Source organism: Methylophilaceae bacterium (assembly GCA_018398995.1).
Taxonomy (GTDB): Bacteria; Pseudomonadota; Gammaproteobacteria; order Burkholderiales; family Methylophilaceae.
On record CP073759.1, the window covers coordinates 1620871 to 1639401 of the forward strand.

17 protein-coding genes are annotated in these 18531 nt (G+C 41.3%); 10 read left to right on the top strand and 7 right to left on the bottom strand.

Annotated features, from left to right (window positions below):
• Positions 1-120: 120 nt before the first annotated feature.
• The 5 genes from KFB94_08290 to KFB94_08310 all read right to left on the bottom strand — a co-directional run bounded on the left by KFB94_08290 (position 121) and on the right by KFB94_08310 (position 3722).
• On the bottom strand, positions 121-1119 hold the full coding sequence (locus KFB94_08290) for a PstS family phosphate ABC transporter substrate-binding protein (GenBank protein QVL45246.1): 999 nt from the start codon (positions 1117-1119) through the stop codon (positions 121-123).
• 251 nt (positions 1120-1370) lie between these two features.
• The gene (locus KFB94_08295; protein ID QVL45247.1) at positions 1371-1844 is read right to left on the bottom strand and encodes an arsenate reductase ArsC; all 474 of its coding nucleotides are present in this window, start codon (positions 1842-1844) and stop codon (positions 1371-1373) included.
• A gap of 21 nt (positions 1845-1865) precedes the next feature.
• Positions 1866-2927: an ACR3 family arsenite efflux transporter gene (gene arsB / locus KFB94_08300; GenBank protein ID QVL45248.1), complete on the bottom strand. Its 1062-nt coding sequence runs from the start codon at positions 2925-2927 to the stop codon at positions 1866-1868.
• Positions 2902-3384: a VOC family protein gene (locus KFB94_08305; GenBank protein ID QVL45249.1), complete on the bottom strand. Its 483-nt coding sequence runs from the start codon at positions 3382-3384 to the stop codon at positions 2902-2904. The genes arsB and KFB94_08305 overlap by 26 nt, the downstream gene beginning before the upstream one ends.
• A complete protein-coding gene (locus KFB94_08310) occupies positions 3384-3722 on the bottom strand; it encodes a helix-turn-helix transcriptional regulator (GenBank protein ID QVL45250.1) in 339 nt (112 codons plus the stop codon). The genes KFB94_08305 and KFB94_08310 overlap by 1 nt, the downstream gene beginning before the upstream one ends.
• 159 nt (positions 3723-3881) lie before the next feature.
• On the opposite strand from KFB94_08310, the gene prfB reads away from it, so the two are divergent.
• A protein-coding gene (gene prfB / locus KFB94_08315; protein QVL45251.1) for a peptide chain release factor 2 occupies positions 3882-4986 on the top strand; the annotation gives its coding sequence in 2 pieces (ribosomal slippage) (positions 3882-3962 and positions 3964-4986; 1104 coding nt in all).
• On the opposite strand, the gene KFB94_08320 is transcribed toward prfB, so the two are convergent.
• On the bottom strand, positions 4983-5828 hold the full coding sequence (locus KFB94_08320; GenBank protein QVL45252.1) for an HDOD domain-containing protein: 846 nt from the start codon (positions 5826-5828) through the stop codon (positions 4983-4985). The two genes, prfB and KFB94_08320, sit on opposite strands and share 4 nt — an antisense overlap.
• A gap of 187 nt (positions 5829-6015) precedes the next feature.
• Between KFB94_08320 and KFB94_08325 the strand changes: the two genes are divergently transcribed.
• The gene (locus KFB94_08325) at positions 6016-7344 is read left to right on the top strand and encodes a chloride channel protein (protein ID QVL45253.1); all 1329 of its coding nucleotides are present in this window, start codon (positions 6016-6018) and stop codon (positions 7342-7344) included.
• An 11-nt stretch (positions 7345-7355) separates the two neighbouring features.
• Here the strand turns inward: KFB94_08325 and ppc are convergent, their stop codons facing one another.
• Positions 7356-10133: a phosphoenolpyruvate carboxylase gene (gene ppc, locus KFB94_08330; GenBank protein QVL45254.1), complete on the bottom strand. Its 2778-nt coding sequence runs from the start codon at positions 10131-10133 to the stop codon at positions 7356-7358.
• 313 nt (positions 10134-10446) lie between these two features.
• Here ppc and lysS point away from each other — a divergent pair, with 313 nt between their 5' ends.
• The 8 genes from lysS to KFB94_08370 all read left to right on the top strand — a co-directional run bounded on the left by lysS (position 10447) and on the right by KFB94_08370 (position 18463).
• Complete coding sequence (gene lysS / locus KFB94_08335) at positions 10447-12000, top strand: lysine--tRNA ligase (protein QVL45255.1); 1554 nt, start codon at positions 10447-10449, stop codon at positions 11998-12000.
• A 622-nt stretch (positions 12001-12622) separates the two neighbouring features.
• Positions 12623-13042, top strand: coding sequence for a type II secretion system major pseudopilin GspG (gene gspG / locus KFB94_08340; protein ID QVL45256.1), 420 nt, complete (start codon positions 12623-12625; stop codon positions 13040-13042).
• A 12-nt stretch (positions 13043-13054) separates the two neighbouring features.
• Positions 13055-14230, top strand: a complete 1176-nt coding sequence (locus tag KFB94_08345) for a type II secretion system F family protein (GenBank protein ID QVL45257.1) — start codon at positions 13055-13057, stop codon at positions 14228-14230.
• Entirely contained in the window at positions 14227-15924 is a 1698-nt protein-coding gene (locus KFB94_08350; protein ID QVL45258.1) for a type II/IV secretion system protein, read from the top strand. The genes KFB94_08345 and KFB94_08350 overlap by 4 nt, the downstream gene beginning before the upstream one ends.
• Positions 15905-16708 carry a hypothetical protein gene (locus KFB94_08355; protein QVL45259.1) on the top strand — a complete coding sequence of 268 codons (804 nt, stop codon included), beginning with the start codon at positions 15905-15907 and terminating at the stop codon, positions 16706-16708. The genes KFB94_08350 and KFB94_08355 overlap by 20 nt, the downstream gene beginning before the upstream one ends.
• Positions 16705-17235, top strand: a complete 531-nt coding sequence (locus KFB94_08360; GenBank protein QVL45260.1) for a hypothetical protein — start codon at positions 16705-16707, stop codon at positions 17233-17235. The genes KFB94_08355 and KFB94_08360 overlap by 4 nt, the downstream gene beginning before the upstream one ends.
• Entirely contained in the window at positions 17235-17828 is a 594-nt protein-coding gene (locus KFB94_08365) for a hypothetical protein (protein QVL45261.1), read from the top strand. The genes KFB94_08360 and KFB94_08365 overlap by 1 nt, the downstream gene beginning before the upstream one ends.
• Complete coding sequence (locus KFB94_08370) at positions 17825-18463, top strand: hypothetical protein (GenBank protein ID QVL45262.1); 639 nt, start codon at positions 17825-17827, stop codon at positions 18461-18463. Before KFB94_08365 ends, KFB94_08370 begins: the two co-directional genes overlap by 4 nt.
• Positions 18464-18531 lie beyond the last annotated feature (68 nt).

The following is an 18531-nucleotide window of genomic DNA, read 5'->3' on the forward strand; positions in this document are numbered from 1 at the left end:
GCAGTCATTAACGCATGCTTTTTTGAGTGAAAATGGATATGAAGTTAATGCGTTGGTTTAAATAGAAATGATTATGGGGCAATTTTATTGCCCCATAATATAAATATTGCTTGAGTTTAATTATTGAATACGGTTAAGTAAGTCCTCAATCTTGACACCCACTTCAGACTTTCCACCAAAACCAGAACCTATTTTTTTTGCATTCCAGTGGGCAATAACCGCCTTTTGATCTTTAACAGGTAATGGTACATATTTGACTTCCTCAATCAATGGGCGACCATTGGCGAGAAAGAAGTCAACAAACGCTTTTACGTGTGGTTTTGAAGCGCCAGTAGTGGCGTTAACATAAATGAAAATTGGGCGACCGAGTGGTTGATAAGTACCGTCTTCAATTGCTTTCTTAGAAGGTAATACTGCTTTTTTACCTGGCTTTTCAACAATAGCCACCGCTCTCAGTTGGTCAGCGTTTTCAGCGTAATATGCATATCCCAAATAACCAATCGCATTATCATCACCAACAACGCCCTTAATTGTAATATTGTCATCCTCCGTTGCTGTATAGTCCCCGCGCTGTGATTTAGCCTTACCAACGATCGCTTCAGTAAAATAATCAAATGTACCAGAGTCGGCGCCAGCCCCAAATAACTTTAATGGCTTGTTTGGCCAAGCGGGATTAACTTGATTCCAAGTTTTAATCTTTTCTTGTGCATCTGGACTCCACATTTTGTTCAGTTCAGCTACTGTCATGGTTTTAGCAAACGCATTATTGGGGTTGATGATGACGGTTAATGCATCAAAGGCAACTGGAATTTCGATAAACTTTATACCGTTAGCTTTGCAGTCATCAATTTCTTTTTGCAGGATAGGGCGTGAGGCGTTAGAAATGTCTGTTTCTCCGCGGCAAAACTTCTTAAAACCACCTCCGGTGCCAGATACCCCAACAGTCACTTTGGTTTTTGTTTTAATTTGAAACTCTTCCGCAACCGCTTCCGAGATTGGAAACACCGTGCTTGAACCGTCAATTTTGACGATATTATCAGCAGCATTTACCGTTGTTGTGCCAAGTGTTGCCGCGATAAAAACGGTTGAAGCTAGCGATTTAATAAACTCTGTTTGCATTGTAAACTCCGTATCAATATTTAAAAATACACATGATTACTTTTGATTGAACAAAATTAATATTTGTATTACCGACAGTTTAGAAATTCTTTGTGACATTAACATGACAATGTTCGAGTTAGTGCATAGTCTTATCATATAGTCTTCTTATATAGCCAGCTTATCAAGATAGCGGTGTACTTTTTTTGTGTGGCTGAACTGTGAATGGCCAAATCAATCAAATGGGGTTTTACGGATGGAAGCGTTAGGGCTTATTGTAATTGTCCGATATTTGTTAATTGATTAGCTAATGTAGCATCATCGTTTATGCTGCCAAATTCAATGGCTAAAAAAGCCTCAATACGCTTTCTCAGAATCGAATAAGCATTTTCAAAGCTGGCGCAAATTTCAGCCTCACTGCCTGTGGCTTTGGCTGGATCATCGACGCCCCAGTGTGCACGAATGACTTTGCCTAAATAAGCTGGGCAGGTTTCGCCGGCTGCATGGTCGCACACCGTAATAACAATATCAGGGACGCTAGGTAAATCTTGCCATGATTTGCTGTAATAACCCGCTGTAGGAATGCCTTTTTGTGTTAACAATGCAATTGAACGCGGATGTACCTCGCCAGTTGGATGGCTACCTGCGCTCATTGCATACATGCCTTCAGGTGCCAAATTATTCAATATAGCCTCAGCTAAAATGGAGCGACAGGAGTTGCCCGTGCATAAAAATAAAATATTCATTTGATGGCGCATTTCCTTATTTCATGAATGCTCATACCAGTGCTTGCTGCGATTAACGATTGCCACAATAGAAAGCATGACTGGCACCTCAATGAGTACGCCAACCACCGTTGCTAATGCCGCGCCCGAGTTAAATCCAAATAACGCAATAGCTGTTGCTACCGCAAGTTCGAAGAAGTTAGATGCCCCAATGAGAGCCGATGGTCCAGCAACGCAATGGGCGACTTTATATTTTTTATTCAGCCAATAAGCAAGCAGGGAATTGAAATACACCTGAATCAATATTGGTACAGCCAGCAACAGAATGATGAATGGCTGGTTAAGAATTTGCTCTCCTTGTAATGCAAACAATAAAACAAGCGTAATCAGTAATGCCGAAAGCGAGATTGGTTGTAGCGTTTTAAGCATTGTGTTGAGTGCATTATCGTTGCCTTTGCGTAATAATATTGTTCTGAATACTTGACTAATTGCAACTGGCACCACAATAAACAGCAGAACGGAAATTAATAGCGTATCCCAAGGCGCCACAATGCTAGATAAGCCCAATAGCAGTGCAACGATGGGTGCAAATGCAAATAGCAAAATTACATCATTAATAGCAACTTGCGATAAAGTAAACTTCGCGTCCCCATTGCACAAGTTACTCCATACAAATACCATTGCTGTACATGGCGCTGCGGCTAATAAAATCAATCCTGCAATATAACTATCAATTTGATCTGCTGGCAACATGTCTGCAAACAAGTGTCGAATAAAAATCCAGGCCAATAAAGCCATTGAAAATGGTTTAACCATCCAGTTGATAAACAGTGTCACGCCAATGCCTTTGACATGTGCGAGCACTTCGCTCATGGCTGTAAAATCAATTTTAAGTAGCATTGGAATAATCATTAACCAGATTAATACAGCAATAGGGAGATTCACCTCTGCCACTTTGAATGTTGCAAGTGTTTGAAATAGGTTAGGCGCCAACTTACCAAGGCTAATGCCTACCGCAATACAACCTAATACCCACCAAGTGAGGTTACGTTCGAAGCTGCTGATTGTAGGCGGTGCGTTAACAACCGCTTGATTGCTTGTCATTGTTGTTTTTTCCTTTTTTTGTTATCAATTGAATCGTTTGCGTTGGTGCACAACAAACAGTGTTTTTGGATGCACTGTCGGCATGGTTAAACATTGGCGCATCCGCCAGTGTATGGTAGGTTTCCCATGCAATACCAGTTGGGTCTTGCACCCAATGTTTGTTGGATGTTGCATAGCAACAAGTGGTGCTTTCTTGCGAAAGCATGGTCATATCTGCTTTTTCTAATCTTGTTTTAATTTCAGCTAGCTCATGGCTTTTTTCTACTTGAATGCCAATATGATCCAGCCCTGTTTTTGCACCTCGGGCGCTAATTGCAAAATTGACTAAAGGGTCATCTAACATCCATTTTGCATAGTCAGTTTTTTGCACAGTTGGTTGCGCACCAAACAGCGTATTATAAAAAGTGATGCTGTTTGCTAAGTCGTTGACAGAAATGTGTAGATGCATTCTTTTCACTAGGTCGTTGCCTTTTGTTGAGTCTCACAGGCGATATCTGAACAGCAAGTTTGCGTGCCTGCACAACAATTATCAGTTAAGTATGTGAGTAAATCATTCATGGCATCATAATTAGCAGAGTAATAAATAAATCTGCTCTCTTGTTTTGCATTAATTAAACCAGCATGACTTAACGCCTTTAGGTGAAATGATAATGTGCTGTTAGGCATATGAAGTGCTTCGGAAATAGCACCTGCTGCTAATCCGTTTATCCCTGTCTGTACTAATAATCTGAAAATCTCTAGTCTCGCCTCGTTAGCGATAGAAGAAAGTAGCGTCACTGCGGATATAGCATTCATATTTCTATATTTCCATATATATAGAAATATGTCAATCGCACAACCAATCAACCATCTGGGTTAGCCCGTTGACTAAGTCTTTGTTTCATTGGATATGCAGTGCTTTGTTGTATAATCACTTTTCGTTTTTTCAATCAAATACCCTTAAAGACATACGTTATGGAAGCAGAACAACTCAATCTTATTGCCAATCGGCTTAGCAATTTAACTGTCCGCAATGAAGACCTTCGGGGGTATCTTTGACTATGAAGGTAAAGCGCAGCGTCTAGCGGAAGTAGATGGTTTATTGGAGGATCCAGATGTTTGGAATGACCCAGAAAATGCGCAAAAATTAGGTAAAGAAAAGCGCATGCTAGCAGGTGTTGTGCATACGCTCAACAGTTTGGAACAAGGGATTAAAGATAGCCAAGAGTTGTTTGAAATGGCGCGAGAAGAGGGCGATGACGCCTCTTTAATGAGTATTGCAACAGATTCTGAAGCATTAGAAAAAGTTGTTGAGGAATTAGAGTTTAGACGCATGTTCTCACAACCAATGGATGAAAATAATTGCTTTGTTGAATTTCAATCGGGTAGTGGGGGTACTGAGGCGCAAGATTGGGCGAACATGCTATTACGTATGTATTTACGCTATTGCGAACGCAAAGGTTTTAAGGTAGAAGTGTTAGAAATGTCAGATGGTGATGTGGCTGGCATTAAAGGGGCATCGCTTAAAGTCACCGGTGATTATGCCTTTGGTACTTTACGGACCGAAAGTGGTGTGCATCGATTGGTTAGAAAATCACCCTTTGATAGCAATGCCAAGCGCCATACCAGCTTTGCCAGTGTGCAAATTTTCCCAGAAGTGGATGATTCAATTGAAATTGATATTAATCCTGCCGATATTCGCATTGATACCTATCGCGCCAGCGGTGCAGGTGGGCAGCATATTAACAAAACCGATTCAGCTGTGCGTTTAACTCATCTGCCAACGGGTGTTGTGGTGCAATGTCAAAACGACCGATCTCAACATCGTAATAAAGAAGAAGCGATGAATATGTTGAAAGGTGCTTTATATAATTTGGAATTGAACAAGCGGAATGAAGAAAAGCAAGCGTTAGAAGATGCCAAAACAGATATAGGTTGGGGGCATCAAATTCGTAGCTATGTATTGGATCAAGGACGTATTAAAGATTTGAGAACCAATGTTGAAGTGGGCAATACACAAGGTGTATTAGACGGTGATTTAGACCAATTTATTCAGGTTAGTCTAAAGCAAGGGGTCTAGTTTGACTGATTAATTGATTCTGCATCAGGGTGCTTAATTAGATAAAGTACACGCGCTACGTCTACGTGTAAAAATGCAGCAATTGCATCATAATCATCGGGTAATGCCGCATCATCCCAGCCATTAGCCGAGTGCCTTGCAAGGTTTACGGCCAAAGAAACATTATTCACGCGGTTATCTAACTCGGTTTCACCATCATCATTCATGAGTTTTGTGAGTAACGGCGGCATTGGATACACTTTGACTAACTCATTTTGTAAATCGCTGGTGTGAAAGCCTAGTACACGTTGTTGTGCATCTTTAGTGCGTAATGTTTTATCCTGTTGCTGCATATCAAAGATAATATTCATCTTTTCTGGCGCAAAGCACCACATCAACATTTCTGCAAAATCATGTAGTAAAGCCGCAATCCATATTTCTTCTGAGTGTAAATCTTTTCTTAAGGCCGCCCAATCTGCTGCGAAATAGGCAGCTCGGTGTGCTCTTTTAATGAGCTTGAGTAGGTGCGTCAATGCTGGCATATTCGATCTAAGCCTGTCATCAACTAATAAGTCTGGCGTTAAATGACCAAAAAAGTTGGTCGTTCCCAACATCATAACAGCCTGTTCAACTTCGATAATATCTTGAAGCTGATGCTTACCCGGATGGCTGTTGGTATAGCTGAGCACTTTAAACACCATAAAAGGATCATTTAATACAACAGCCGAAATAGCGCGTGCGCTGAGATGTTCTTCATCCTGTTTTAGTTTTGCCAACTCTCTTGCTGTTTGCCTTAGTACAGGTATATTAATTTTACGTAAGCTTTTTAACCACGTAACAGCATCGTTAATCTCATTGTTCATTCAAGACTCTCCTTGGGTAGCATCAGCTTAAGCCTAATAAACAAAAACAGTGTGAAGAACAAAGCAATAAAAGTGTCTTAAATCTGCAATATCAACATCATAATGACAATACAAATATATACAAATACAGGCATCGCCCATACAATCGCACATAACAAATGCTCACTATTGTTAACAAATCAACCATATGCAACCGCTAAAAGAAATTTTATCGTCTATTAAATCGGCAAAGCTAACTGACTTTGATGCTTGGCATGGTCGCCTAGTTGTTTGGTTGGCTGCCGCAACAGCTGGTTTGGTCGTGGTGTTATTCGCTAAAGGGACAGAACATACAATAGCGTTGTTTTTTCAGCTGCAGCGTTTACATTGGTGGGCGCCATTAATTGTAACGCCTTTAGGCGGTATATTCATCGTTTGGGTAACGCGTAAATGGTTTAAAGGCGCAGCTGGTAGTGGTATTCCACAAGTGATGGCGGCTCTGCATCAAACCAATACAGATAATCAATATCCTGCGTTAGTGAGTTTAAAATTGGCGATAGGTAAGGTTTTTTTAGGTATTGGTACCCTATTAGCAGGATTTTCTGCAGGACGAGAAGGTCCTTCGGTGCAAGTTGCCGCTAGTATCATGCATACTTTCCGCCACTTTTTGCCTGATGGTTTCTCAGTGCAACCCAAACATTTAATTCTTGCTGGTGGCGCTGCCGGCATTTCTGCTGCTTTTAATACGCCGCTAGCTGGCATTGTGTTTGCAATAGAAGAGTTAGGGCGTCGTTTTGAGCAAAAAACCAATGGCGTGATTATCACTGCCATTGTGCTGTCAGGCTTAGTTGCCATTTCTTTACAAGGTAACTATACCTACTTTGGACAGCTTTCTGTGGGTGTTGTGGACAGTAAAATTATTCTGCCTATTTTATTTTGCGGACTCATTTGCGGCATATCAGGTGGCATATTTAGCCGCACATTGATAAGCGCTTCAGGGCAAATGAAAGGACGGCTAGGTGCGCTAAGACGATTGCATCCTTTATGGTGGGCGGGCTTTTGTGGTTTGCTGGTGGCGCTACTGGGTGTTGTCAGTCATGGTGCCGCACATGGCTCTGGTTATGCGACTACTCAAGATATTTTGTCAGGCAATGTACATAGTGCCTGGTTTTATGCCCCTGTTAAGTATTTAGCAACTATTTTTACTTATTTAAGTGGTGTTCCTGGCGGCATTTTTGCCCCGTCGCTTTCTATTGGTGCTGGTATTGGCCATGATTTGGTACCGCTATTTGGTTACGAACCCTATCAAAGTGCCATTATTGCTTTATGTATGGCAGGCTTTCTTGCTGCTGTTACACAAGCACCGCTCACCTCTTTTATTATCGTGATGGAAATGATTGATGGCCACGAAATGGTCATTAGTCTCATGGCAATTACGTTTATCGCTTCTATGATTTCAAAGGTATTTAGTAAGCCGCTTTATGCAACATTGGCAGATCAGCAGACAGGCATGACGCAAAAGATTAGTCATGATTGATACGTGTAAGACTAACCCGTGTTCCGCAAGCCTGCGGCAACGCCGTTAATGGTGAGTAAAATGGCTAGCTTGAGCTTATCGTTGGTGTCTCCTGCACGATAACGTTGAATCATCTCAACTTGTAAATAATTCATCGGGTCTAAATACGGTAGTCGATTTTTGATTGAATCTGCCAAGATTGGATTGCTACTTAGCCGCTCATCCGTGTCTTGCAATAAATTCAATGCAGCAACCGTTAACTTGTATTCTGCCTCTATACGGGCAAAAATATGTTCTCTTAATGCGACATCTGATAGCATTTGTGAATAGCGTTTTGCCACTGTTAAATCTGTTTTTGCAATCACCATATCAACATTCGCAATGAGCGTTTTAAATAGCGGCCACGACTGAAGCATCTGCTTTAATTGTTGAGTGCGCATTGTTGTTTTTTTCTCATCCGCATGCAAATAATGATGAATAGCGCTACCTAAACCATACCAACCCGGTAATAATAAACGGCATTGTGCCCACGAAAACCCCCAAGGAATGGCACGTAAATCTTCGATTTTTCGATTGGTTTTGCGCGCAGCAGGGCGGCTACCAATATTTAATTCCGCAATTTCAGCAATGGGTGTGGTATTAAAAAAGTACTCTTCAAATCCAGGTGTTTCATAAATTAAGCTTCGATAAGCTGTCATCGCTGTGCTAGATAGTGTTTCCATTACACTTTCAAAAGCGCGTTCTTGTTGGTGACTTAGATCGGTTTGAGGAAACAAACTAGCATCCAAGGTGGCAGCAATTAAAGTCTCTAGACTTTGTTTGCCTACTTTTGCATCTGAATATTTAAATGCAATCGTCTCACCTTGCTCGGTTAATCGTATTTGACCATTCACAGTACCAAGCGGTTGTGCCACGATGGCGTCATAAGTTGGCCCACCACCACGGCCGACTGCACCGCCACGGCCATGAAATAATCGTAATCTTATATTGGCTTGCTTGAACAAAGTCAGCAGTTCAACCTCTGCTTTATATAACTCCCAGCTCGAAGTTAAAAAGCCGCCATCTTTATTACTGTCAGAATAACCCAACATGATTTCTTGCTCATCACCTTGATAACGCAGCACATCTTTAGTACCTAATAATCCTAACCAATGAGTCATAATCATGGGCGCATTGCGTAAGTCGGCAATGGTTTCAAATAAAGGCACAATATTCAAATCAAGCTGGATATTGGGAGATCCCCAAACACCGCGAAGTAAGCCAGTTTCTTTTTGCAATAATGCCAATTCAAGTAAATCAGAGAGCGTTTCAGTATGCGAAATGATGTACTGACGCACCGCGCACGGGCCAAACAGTTGACGAATTTCGCGCACCTTGGTCAATACACCTATTTCTTTATGTAGCAGCTCAGAATATTGATGAAAAGGGGAAAATAATAAACGCGGTTGTTGCAATTCTGCTAATAGCGTTTTGATCTTTTCTGATTCATGTAACTGATTGTATTCAAACGCATAACCTGCTTTGTTCAATAGCTCAGTAATCACTGCCTCATGGATATCGGATGATTGGCGAATATCAATCGTGGCTAAATGAAAGCCAAAGGTTTCAATTGCTTTGGCTAACTTGCCCAAGCGCGGATACACCAAGTGCTCACCTTTATTCACCATCAACGAATGAATCAGCATGGTGATTTCTGCTAGAAAAGTCGCTGCATTTTGGTAGGGTTCGGCCTCAAATGTAACCGGACTGCCATCAGCAATAGCTGACAGCAAGCTAGCGGTTATCATTAAACGGTCATGAATGCCATTCAATGCTAACCGATAAGCTTCATCAATGCGATGTGGTGATTGATTGCGCGAGCGATCAGCTAATGCTTGTACTTCAGGCGTTACTTTCGCCAACCGAGTGGAAACAGCCAACTCTCGCTGTAACGCTTCTACCTCACCCAAATAGAATTGAAAAGCGGCTGCAGATTGCAACCGGGCTGCCTGCGCTAGCGTATCCCCGTTCACAAATGGATTACCATCGCGGTCGCCACCAATCCAGCTACCCATGTGTAAAAAGCTGGGTAATTGATAAAGACCATCAAATTCTTTACTAAAAATACGATTAATGTCGCGCTCTAAATCTTGCAGAATTTCAGGAATCGCATGCAAAAAAGTTGTTTCGTAATAACTAATGGCATTTTCAATTTCATTGATAACCGAAATTTTGGATAGACGAACTACCCGAGTTTGCCAAATTGCACAAATGGTTCCTTCTATTAATAATCGATTACGTTCAATTTCCTTTTCTGAAATGAGCGTATCGCGCTCCGCCAAGTAATGTGCCAGCGCATCTTGTAATTCTAGAATACTTTTACGTTGCACCTCGGTTGGATGCGCAGTGAGTACAGGAGAAACCAGCGCCTCATTAAAAAACTGAACGATCGTCTGATAATCGACTTCAGGCTTATTAAATTGATTGACGGTATGCGCCAACATGCCCACCCCGAGTTTGTCCTCGTTAATTCTGGTGCGTTGATGCGCATATAAATCTTCAGCGATATTAACCAAATGCTTAAAATGACTAAACGCACGAATAATGGGTACGGCCTGCTCAGGGCTTAGATTTTTTAATGTATTTTCAAGTGAAACAGCGGCTTGTTGATCGTTGTTTCGACGAAATTTAACGGCCGTTTGACGAATCTGCTCTATCGCATCAAAGGTTTCTTGTCCCTCTTTATTAAGAATCGCCTCACCTAGCACTCTACCTAAATAACGGATATTTTCATGTAAGTCTTTGGCTAAGGATTTTTCTGTTTCGCGCATGTGATGACTCTACTATGGTTGAGATATATACAGATAAGCAACAACTGCACCAGTGTAAATGATATTGATGTAAATGATAGTTACTGACAATCGCTGCATTAAGTTGCCAATCAAATCCGCACTATAATAAGGCTTTATGCGTGATATTCGCACCTAATGTGAACGTTTTTTTACTGAGCTGTCTGTAGTTATTAGCCACATGAACCTATTTAAAATCATTAGATTGAGAGCCATATGATGCAGCGGCATATAATGCTAAAATGCGCTCTATTCAATCAATATTGACTAACCAATTTACATATTCGAGTATCAAATGACAGAACAGGTTAAGCCAGAAGTGCCCGTAGCGCATGAAACACGCGTTGATGAAAATCATGTTATCGCAGAGCGACGTGATAAATTAAAAGCCATGCGTGAACAAGCGCATGCAAATAACAGCGCCGTGTTTCCAAATGATTTTAAGCCCACCCACAAAGCAGCCTCTTTACATGCTGAATATGACGCGCTAGATAAAGAGACGTTAGACCCGCAGCATATTCCTGTTGCTGTTGCTGGCCGTATGGTGCTAAAACGGGTAATGGGTAAAGCCAGCTTTGCTACAGTGCAAGATGCAACAGCCCGTATTCAACTCTTTATTAATAAAGAAAACTTAGCTGATGAAAACAGTGAAGCGATTTATGAGGCTTTTAAGCATTGGGATTTAGGCGATATTGTCAGTGCTAAAGGTGCTTTGTTCAAAACAAAAACTGATGAGCTATCCATCAAAGTGAGCGAATTGCGGTTGTTAACAAAATCATTACGCCCGCTACCTGAAAAATACCATGGATTACAAGATCAAGAAATTAAATACCGTCAACGTTATGTCGATTTAATCACTTCAGAAGAAACACGCGAAACCTTTAAAACGCGGTCAAAAGTCATGTCGGCAGTGCGTCAATTTATGACAGAAAACGAATTTTTAGAAGTCGAAACGCCAATGCTGCACCCGATTCCTGGCGGAGCTTCTGCTAAACCGTTTGTCACGCATCATAATGCGCTTAATATGCAAATGTATATGCGTATTGCACCAGAGCTTTATTTAAAACGCCTGATTGTGGGTGGTTTTGACCGTGTGTTTGAGATTAATCGCAGCTTCCGCAACGAAGGCTTAAGCGTGCGCCATAATCCCGAATTTACCATGATGGAGTTTTATGCCGCTTACACCGATTATGAGTGGCTAATGGATTATACCGAGCAATGCATTCGTGCCGCAGTGATGGCTGCACATGGCACGGCGGTGATTAGTTATGATGGTAAAGCAGTCGATTTAAGCAAACCATTTGAGCGCTTAACCATCGTAGGTGCGATTCAAAAATATGCACCGCAATACACACTTGAACAATTAAATGATGCAACATTCTTACGTGCTGAAATATTAAAGCACGGCGTCAAACCATTTGATCATGCTGGTTTGGGTGCGCTGCAACTCACACTCTTTGAAGAAACGGCAGAAAGCCAGCTGTGGAACCCAACTTACATTATTGACTATCCAGTTGAAGTCTCTCCATTGGCGCGTGCTTCTGACAATAATCCAGACATCACAGAACGATTTGAGTTATTTATCACAGGACGCGAAATGGCAAATGGCTTTAGTGAGCTTAACGATGCCGAAGACCAAGCGGCGCGCTTTCATGCACAAATGAAAGCCAAAGAAGCGGGTGATCAAGAAGCCATGTATTACGATGCGGACTTTATCAGAGCGCTAGAATATGGCATGCCACCAACTGGTGGTTGTGGAATTGGCTTGGATCGTTTAGTCATGCTCATTACCGATAGCCCTAGCATTCGCGATGTGATTTTGTTTCCGCATATGCGCGCAGAGAGCTAATTTAACCATTTTTTTCGCCTACTCACCGTCTTTGCGAGTTCAACGACCCAACCATTTATGGCATTGAATGAGCGGTATTCACCTTAATTAAAGCACTCTTGCAGTCTCACTATGACCTAAATGCAATGCGAGTATCAGGAAATAAAGAGTAACAAACTTTCTAGGTTAAAACAGATAAAGACAGATTGACAATTTGATTATGTTTAACTGCTTTATTTTATGTAGTCATACTCTCAATCAGCGCCTGTTCTTTTGAACATTCTGGCTCAGCAAATTGAGTGTTTAGCGTAAAGTCTGCAGTACAAAGACTATCAAAAATTACACATTTCAACAGTTTAATGTCGTTTTATTGTCAATTTTTCTAAAGAAAATTGAAATAAAAAATTCATGTTTTTTATACAATTGTAGACAAATATTTTTATCATGAACTCTTTATCTAGTCTGTTGATTTTACTATTTAAAAGTAAAATTTTTTAATCATTCATCTTCCAAAAAATAGCCAAGAGACCAAGATAATAAGTAACAAGCATAGTCCTAAAAAATATTAATGTCACAAAAATGAAACTTAATTGAAAACTGCCATTGCTATAATCTGATTTTTTAATTGATTAATTAAGCAAACATGCAACCTAAATCTATTAAATTTCAAGGGTTTACCCTCCTAGAGCTGCTGGTGGTTATGGTGATTATAGGGCTGTTGGCAGGATACGTTGGTCCTAAGTATTTCGATCAAATAGGTAAGTCTGAGACTAAAACCGCTTGGGCGCAAATAAATGCATTGGGTAAAGCGCTGGATCAATATCGTATTGATACGGGGCGCTACCCAACTTCCGAACAAGGCTTGAGCGCATTGACGCAGTTGCCTACAGATGAGCCAAAATGGGCAGGGCCTTACCTACTTAAAAAGGTCCCTGTTGATCCCTGGGGAAGACCTTATCTCTATAAGTCACCTGGAGATAATGGGGAGTATGATCTATACAGCTTGGGTAAAGACGGTCAAGTAGGTGGTACTAAAGATGCTCAAGACATTGTGAGCTGGTAGGGCGAACGTATCGTGTTATTTCAGGTAAAAGCGATCAGTGGAAAGGAAATGGTATTAATCGATATTACTGCAAACAGTGAAAGTGAAGCTCGTGACCAAGTCAAGGCTCAAGGCCTGATACCAATCTCCCTTAAATCTAAAAAGCCACGATTTTATCGGACCAATACCAAACAGCTTTCCGTTTCACTTTTTAGTGTAGAACTATTAGCATTATTAGAAGCAGGACTCAATTTAGTAGAGGTAATTGAAACACTTGCAACTAAAGAGCATCAGCAACAGCCTGTCTTAACGCAACTACTCAATGTTATGTATGAAGGTCAGACCTTGTCAGTTGCACTAGAGCGCCAATCAGAAACCTTTCCCATGTTGTTAATTGCCACCATCAAATCAAGCGAAAAAACAGGCGATTTGCAAGAGGCATTACGCCGATACATTGCATATCAGCAACAAATAGACCAGTTAAAAAAGAAAGTGATCAGTGCATCTATTTATCCGTTGTTATTAATGATAGTCGGGAGCCTTGTGATTTTATTTCTGTTGGTATTTGTGGTGCCAAAGTTTAGTCTAATTTATCAAGGTACATCCAAAGAGTTGCCCTATTTATCCCAACTCCTTTTAATGTGGGGACAGTTGTTATCGCAACATGGAGAGTTGGTTGCCTTGATAGTATTTGTGATACTTTCAACAGGTATATTTGCTTTTTCACAAGCGTCAGTTAGGGCCTATTTTTTATCAAAACTATGGCAAATGCCAGCGATAGGACGTCAATTAAAAATCTATCAATTAGCACGCTTTTACCGAACAGTAGGTATGCTACTGAAGGGCGGCACGCCTATTATCAGCGCATTAAAGTCAGCAACTAGCCTCTTGGATAAGTCACTTCATCACAATATCAAAAAAGCAGAGTTGGCGATCAGTGAAGGTAAACCAGCCTCTGAAGCAATGACTCAGGCCGGTCTTACAACAGCGGTCGCAAGCAGAATGTTGGCAGTTGGAGAGCGAGGCGGCAACATTGATGAAATGATGGCACGAATAGCAGGCTTTTATGATGATGACCTTTCACGTTGGATAGATTGGTTTACTCGATTATTTGAGCCTATTTTGATGTTGATCATTGGCCTTGTGATAGGCGTAGTTGTACTGTTACTGTACATGCCGATATTTGAGTTGGCGGGGAATATACAATGAGTATCATGCTAGATTATTCCTCAAAACTCTCTCGGCTATCCGAATGCATTCAGCAGGCAAGGACTGATGCCTATGCACAACAAAGATCTGTGCTCCAGATTTTAGAGGAGTTACTCGCATTAGAGCCCGAATCTTTTGTAGCGCTTATGAGTGAAGCGTTTCATATTCCAGTCATTTCAATGAAAGAGATGCATCAGCTCGCGCCTGCTTATGAGATTCTTTCGTTTAATGAGGGGCAACGCAAAGCCTGTATCGCTTTTCATGATGCAGACTCTCGATTAATAGTTGTAATTGCAAATCCAATCGATGATGCGTTGCAAGCTTGGCTTGGTGAAGTAATTGAAAAACCGTTTGAATTACGTTTAGCACACCACACTGATCTTACAGCTTACCAAACAAGACATGAAGAGAGCATGCGCGCACTCGATCAGTTAGCACCAGATAACAAGGATTTAGAAGAAGACGGTTCTGCATTAATCACCACCATTTCTATTCAGTCAATTAATGAAGACGTAAACCCTATTATCAAGCTAATTAACTCAACCCTATATGATGGATTGAAAGTAGGTGCAAGTGATATTCACTTAGAATCTGAAAGCCGTGGGCTAAAAATCAAATATCGTATCGATGGTGTAATGACGAGTATGAGTGGAATGCAAGGCCGTGATAACGCTGATCAAGCAATTTCGAGAATTAAAGTCATGGCTCAGCTAGATATTGCAGAGCGACGTATACCGCAAGATGGTAGGTTTAAAGTATCGGTATTTGGACGAGAAGTAGACTTTCGTGTATCTATCATGCCTAGTGTATTCGGTGAAGATGCAGTACTTAGAATTTTAGATAGAAAGTCCATTACCGAAGAGGTAAATGGACTTAGTCTACAAGCGTTAGGATTTAATCCTGAGATTATTCAGCAGTTCAGAAAATTAGCAACTGAGCCTTATGGCATGGTACTAGTCACTGGTCCTACGGGTAGTGGCAAAACAACATCATTATATGCTGCGATTTCTGAGGTGAATACTGGCTATGACAAAATTATTACTATTGAAGATCCAGTTGAGTACCAGCTATCCGGTGTTTTACAAATTCCTGTAAATGAAAAAAAAGGCTTAACGTTTGCAAGAGGACTAAGGTCTGTACTCAGACACGATCCCGATAAAATTATGGTTGGGGAGATTCGTGACACTGATACTGCGCAGATTGCTGTCCAAGCCGCGCTAACTGGCCATTTAGTTTTTACAACAGTACATGCTAACAGCGTCTTGGATGTGATAGGACGTTTTATGCATATGGGTGTCGATCTTTACAACTTTGTGTCTGCCGTGAATGGCATTATGGCGCAACGTTTGGTTCGTGAGCTTTGTGTGCACTGTGCAGAGGATTACACGCCTCCTGATAGTTTGATAGAAGCCTCTAAAATTCCCCACGACATGCTAATTAACATGCGATTCAAATATGCTAAAGGATGCGGTCATTGCCGAGGAAGCGGCTATAAAGGCAGAAAAGCGATTGCAGAGTTATTAGTGCTTAATGATGAACTTCGAGAGATGATTGTTGCGCGTGAGCCTATTCGTAAGCTCAAGGAAGCAGCAAGACGAAACGGCTTGCGATCCATTCGTGAAGCCGCATTGGAACATGTGAGTCATGGTTTTACAACCTTGCAGGAGATCAATCGTGTTACCTTTGTTGACTGACCGATGCTATATTTCCATTAGCACCAAAGGTGTCGCTTTTCTGCGAGTACCCGTGTTAGGTCGTCGTAACTATCACAAACAGTTTTACCCTGTTGAAGAGCAAATTACTAAGAGCGCCAATATCCTCTGTCCTTTGTTAAATCAGGTTTTGGCGGAACACAGTAGACAAAAATCACAGCAACTGCAGGTAATATTATCAACTGATTTTGTAAGATTTATGGTGCTACCGGCACAAACAACCCTCCTGACTGAATCTGATCAATTGGCGTTTGCAAGTGCGTTGTATCATGAGGTTTACGGACAGCTAAGTGATGCATGGTTGATAGAGTCAAATGATGCTGTACCTCATCAACCCACTTTGTGCGCTGCTATCGATCAGGTGTTTTTAGATCAATTAAAAACGATGGCAAATCACTATCGGTTTAATCTGTCAGCTGTCGTTTCTTATGCTACGTGGCTGGTTAATCAGTTTCGTTTAGAAAGGTACAGTGGATATTTAGCACTTGTTGAGCCAACACGTTTAGTGCTTATACATTTTGATACCGCTCTGCAAAGTCTTGTGCATGAGAAATGGGAAGATGACTGGGTATCCCCACTAGAGATATTGCTTACCAAAGCCATATTACGAAACGGCCCAAGTACAAGAAATCTCCTGATATATGCGCCCATGGAAGCTGAGCTTGATACTACTCGCTTTCCTCAATGGAAGGTTGCCCTTCAACAACCAGTGCCATCGCAATTGGAACGTTCTAACCATTACCAAATGTTAAGAGGGTGTATATGAGTTTGCGTATTGAAATTGATTTTGTAAAACCCGCTTGGTATTCAATTAAACGGGTAACCCCACTCGGTGCGAGCTTGATGTGCTTAAGCATTATATTGTTCATTGGCACTTTTAGCAGTGTGCTAGAGCAAAGAGAGCAGTCAAACATGCGTAAATTAGCGGCGTCTTTACAGCCGCCGGCGCCAGTTGCGCTAGAAGCTAAAGCCAAGGAGCCGGCGCTCAATCATACACAAACACAAATATTGAATGCGATGATTAAAGAGCTGAATGCGCCTTGGGATGTTTTATTAACTGCATTAGAGACCATGCAAAATCCAGATATAGCCTTAATCAATATTTTACCGAATCATCAAAAACAGCAGTTAGATTTGATAGGGGAAGCGAGAAATATCCCAGCGATGTTACGCTATATAGAATCTCTTGAGGCCTTAGAGATGCTTGATCATGTGACATTGCAAAAGCATCAAGTGAATGAAACACACCCCTATCAACCAGTTGAGTTTGCAATTGTGGCAAGGTGGCGTTAATGGCAACATTACTTAGTCAAGCGTTATGGTATCGTCGCAGATGCTTAAAAGCATTAGGATTATGGGGTCTACTTGGCAGCGTAATCATGATAGGCACATTGTTATTTGTTTACTTCACTGACATAACCATGCCTCCTTTGCCGCCTGATGAGCAGCAGTCATCCACAGATTTAGCAGTGCTTACAACTTCTGATCATCGGCTGCTCGTCCAGCCAGAGTCAGATGCAGATCTAAGATTAAATACGTTACTAGCTGTCATGCGTCTATTGCCAGAAGAACGCCGATTACCCAGTATTCTTAATCAAATGCATGAAGAGGCAAAACGCACGCGGCTTTCTATTGTAAGTGCAGACTATAAGTGGCGAAAACTCAAAAAAAGTACGCCATTTGCTGATGGCGCCTTGGTTCAGTATGAAATTACTTTCCCAGTTAAAGGTAGTTATACCGCAATCAGGAATATGCTCAATAAGGTGTTAGCACAAATACCTACGCTGGCATTGTATAAACTGGAACTCAATAGAGAGACTGTGACTAATGTATTTGCTGAAGCCAGGGTGACTTTTGTGGTTTTTTTGATTGGTAAAAGTGAATGAAGCAAGCTAAATTCATACGCGGCCCATCTGAATTGATACCCAAACAACGTCACTGGTTATTTGGATTATTGTTACTGACGGTATTGGCAACGATCTGGACTGCTGTCAAAAATGAATCCACCTCCTCTGAAGAGGTTTTGATCACACAGCAAAATGCTACAGTAGTTCGCCAGACATCCAGCAGGATTAGGCTGAATCAGACAGTCGCTTCAACAATTCAGCTCAATCATGCTGCAACTGCTTCTAACAGCACTGTCGATCGCAACCTGACAACACAAATAGGCTCGCGTAGCCATTTGCCTATTACTCACAATCTATTTAGTGCGCAAACTTGGCAGCCTTTATTAACAAAAGCCGACTATAAAGCGCGGCTTGCCCCAAGCCCGCCTTTAGCGCCACCAGTACCCTATACCTACGTGGGAAAAGTCGAAGAAGAGGGTGAAATAGAATATTTTGTGTTGCAGCAAAATAAATTAATCAATCTTAAGATGGGACAATTACTACAAGGACAATGGCGGCTGGACAGTGAAGATACGCAATATCTTAATTGGACATTTGTTCCAATGGATTTACCGCAGACATTGCCCAAACAGAACAATAGATCAAGAGATGTTTTTGCGACATTTCAAGAATAAGAAATCACATGCAATTTAAACAACACACATCACTTTTACTGCGTCTAAGATCATACACGGTATGGCTA

What these genes read in the sequence shown, in the direction of transcription:
- gspG (QVL45256.1), top strand. Translation starts at nt 12,623, where the DNA reads ATGCAACCTAAATCTATTAAATTTCAAGGGTTTACCCTCCTAGAGCTG.
- KFB94_08310 (QVL45250.1), bottom strand. Translation starts at nt 3,722, where the DNA reads ATGAATGCTATATCCGCAGTGACGCTACTTTCTTCTATCGCTAACGAG.
- KFB94_08350 (QVL45258.1), top strand. Translation starts at nt 14,227, where the DNA reads ATGAGTATCATGCTAGATTATTCCTCAAAACTCTCTCGGCTATCCGAA.
- KFB94_08360 (QVL45260.1), top strand. Translation starts at nt 16,705, where the DNA reads ATGAGTTTGCGTATTGAAATTGATTTTGTAAAACCCGCTTGGTATTCA.
- KFB94_08325 (QVL45253.1), top strand. Translation starts at nt 6,016, where the DNA reads ATGCAACCGCTAAAAGAAATTTTATCGTCTATTAAATCGGCAAAGCTA.
- KFB94_08320 (QVL45252.1), bottom strand. Translation starts at nt 5,828, where the DNA reads ATGAACAATGAGATTAACGATGCTGTTACGTGGTTAAAAAGCTTACGT.
- arsB (QVL45248.1), bottom strand. Translation starts at nt 2,927, where the DNA reads ATGACAAGCAATCAAGCGGTTGTTAACGCACCGCCTACAATCAGCAGC.
- KFB94_08290 (QVL45246.1), bottom strand. Translation starts at nt 1,119, where the DNA reads ATGCAAACAGAGTTTATTAAATCGCTAGCTTCAACCGTTTTTATCGCG.
- ppc (QVL45254.1), bottom strand. Translation starts at nt 10,133, where the DNA reads ATGCGCGAAACAGAAAAATCCTTAGCCAAAGACTTACATGAAAATATC.
- KFB94_08365 (QVL45261.1), top strand. Translation starts at nt 17,235, where the DNA reads ATGGCAACATTACTTAGTCAAGCGTTATGGTATCGTCGCAGATGCTTA.
- lysS (QVL45255.1), top strand. Translation starts at nt 10,447, where the DNA reads ATGACAGAACAGGTTAAGCCAGAAGTGCCCGTAGCGCATGAAACACGC.
- KFB94_08370 (QVL45262.1), top strand. Translation starts at nt 17,825, where the DNA reads ATGAAGCAAGCTAAATTCATACGCGGCCCATCTGAATTGATACCCAAA.
- KFB94_08295 (QVL45247.1), bottom strand. Translation starts at nt 1,844, where the DNA reads ATGAATATTTTATTTTTATGCACGGGCAACTCCTGTCGCTCCATTTTA.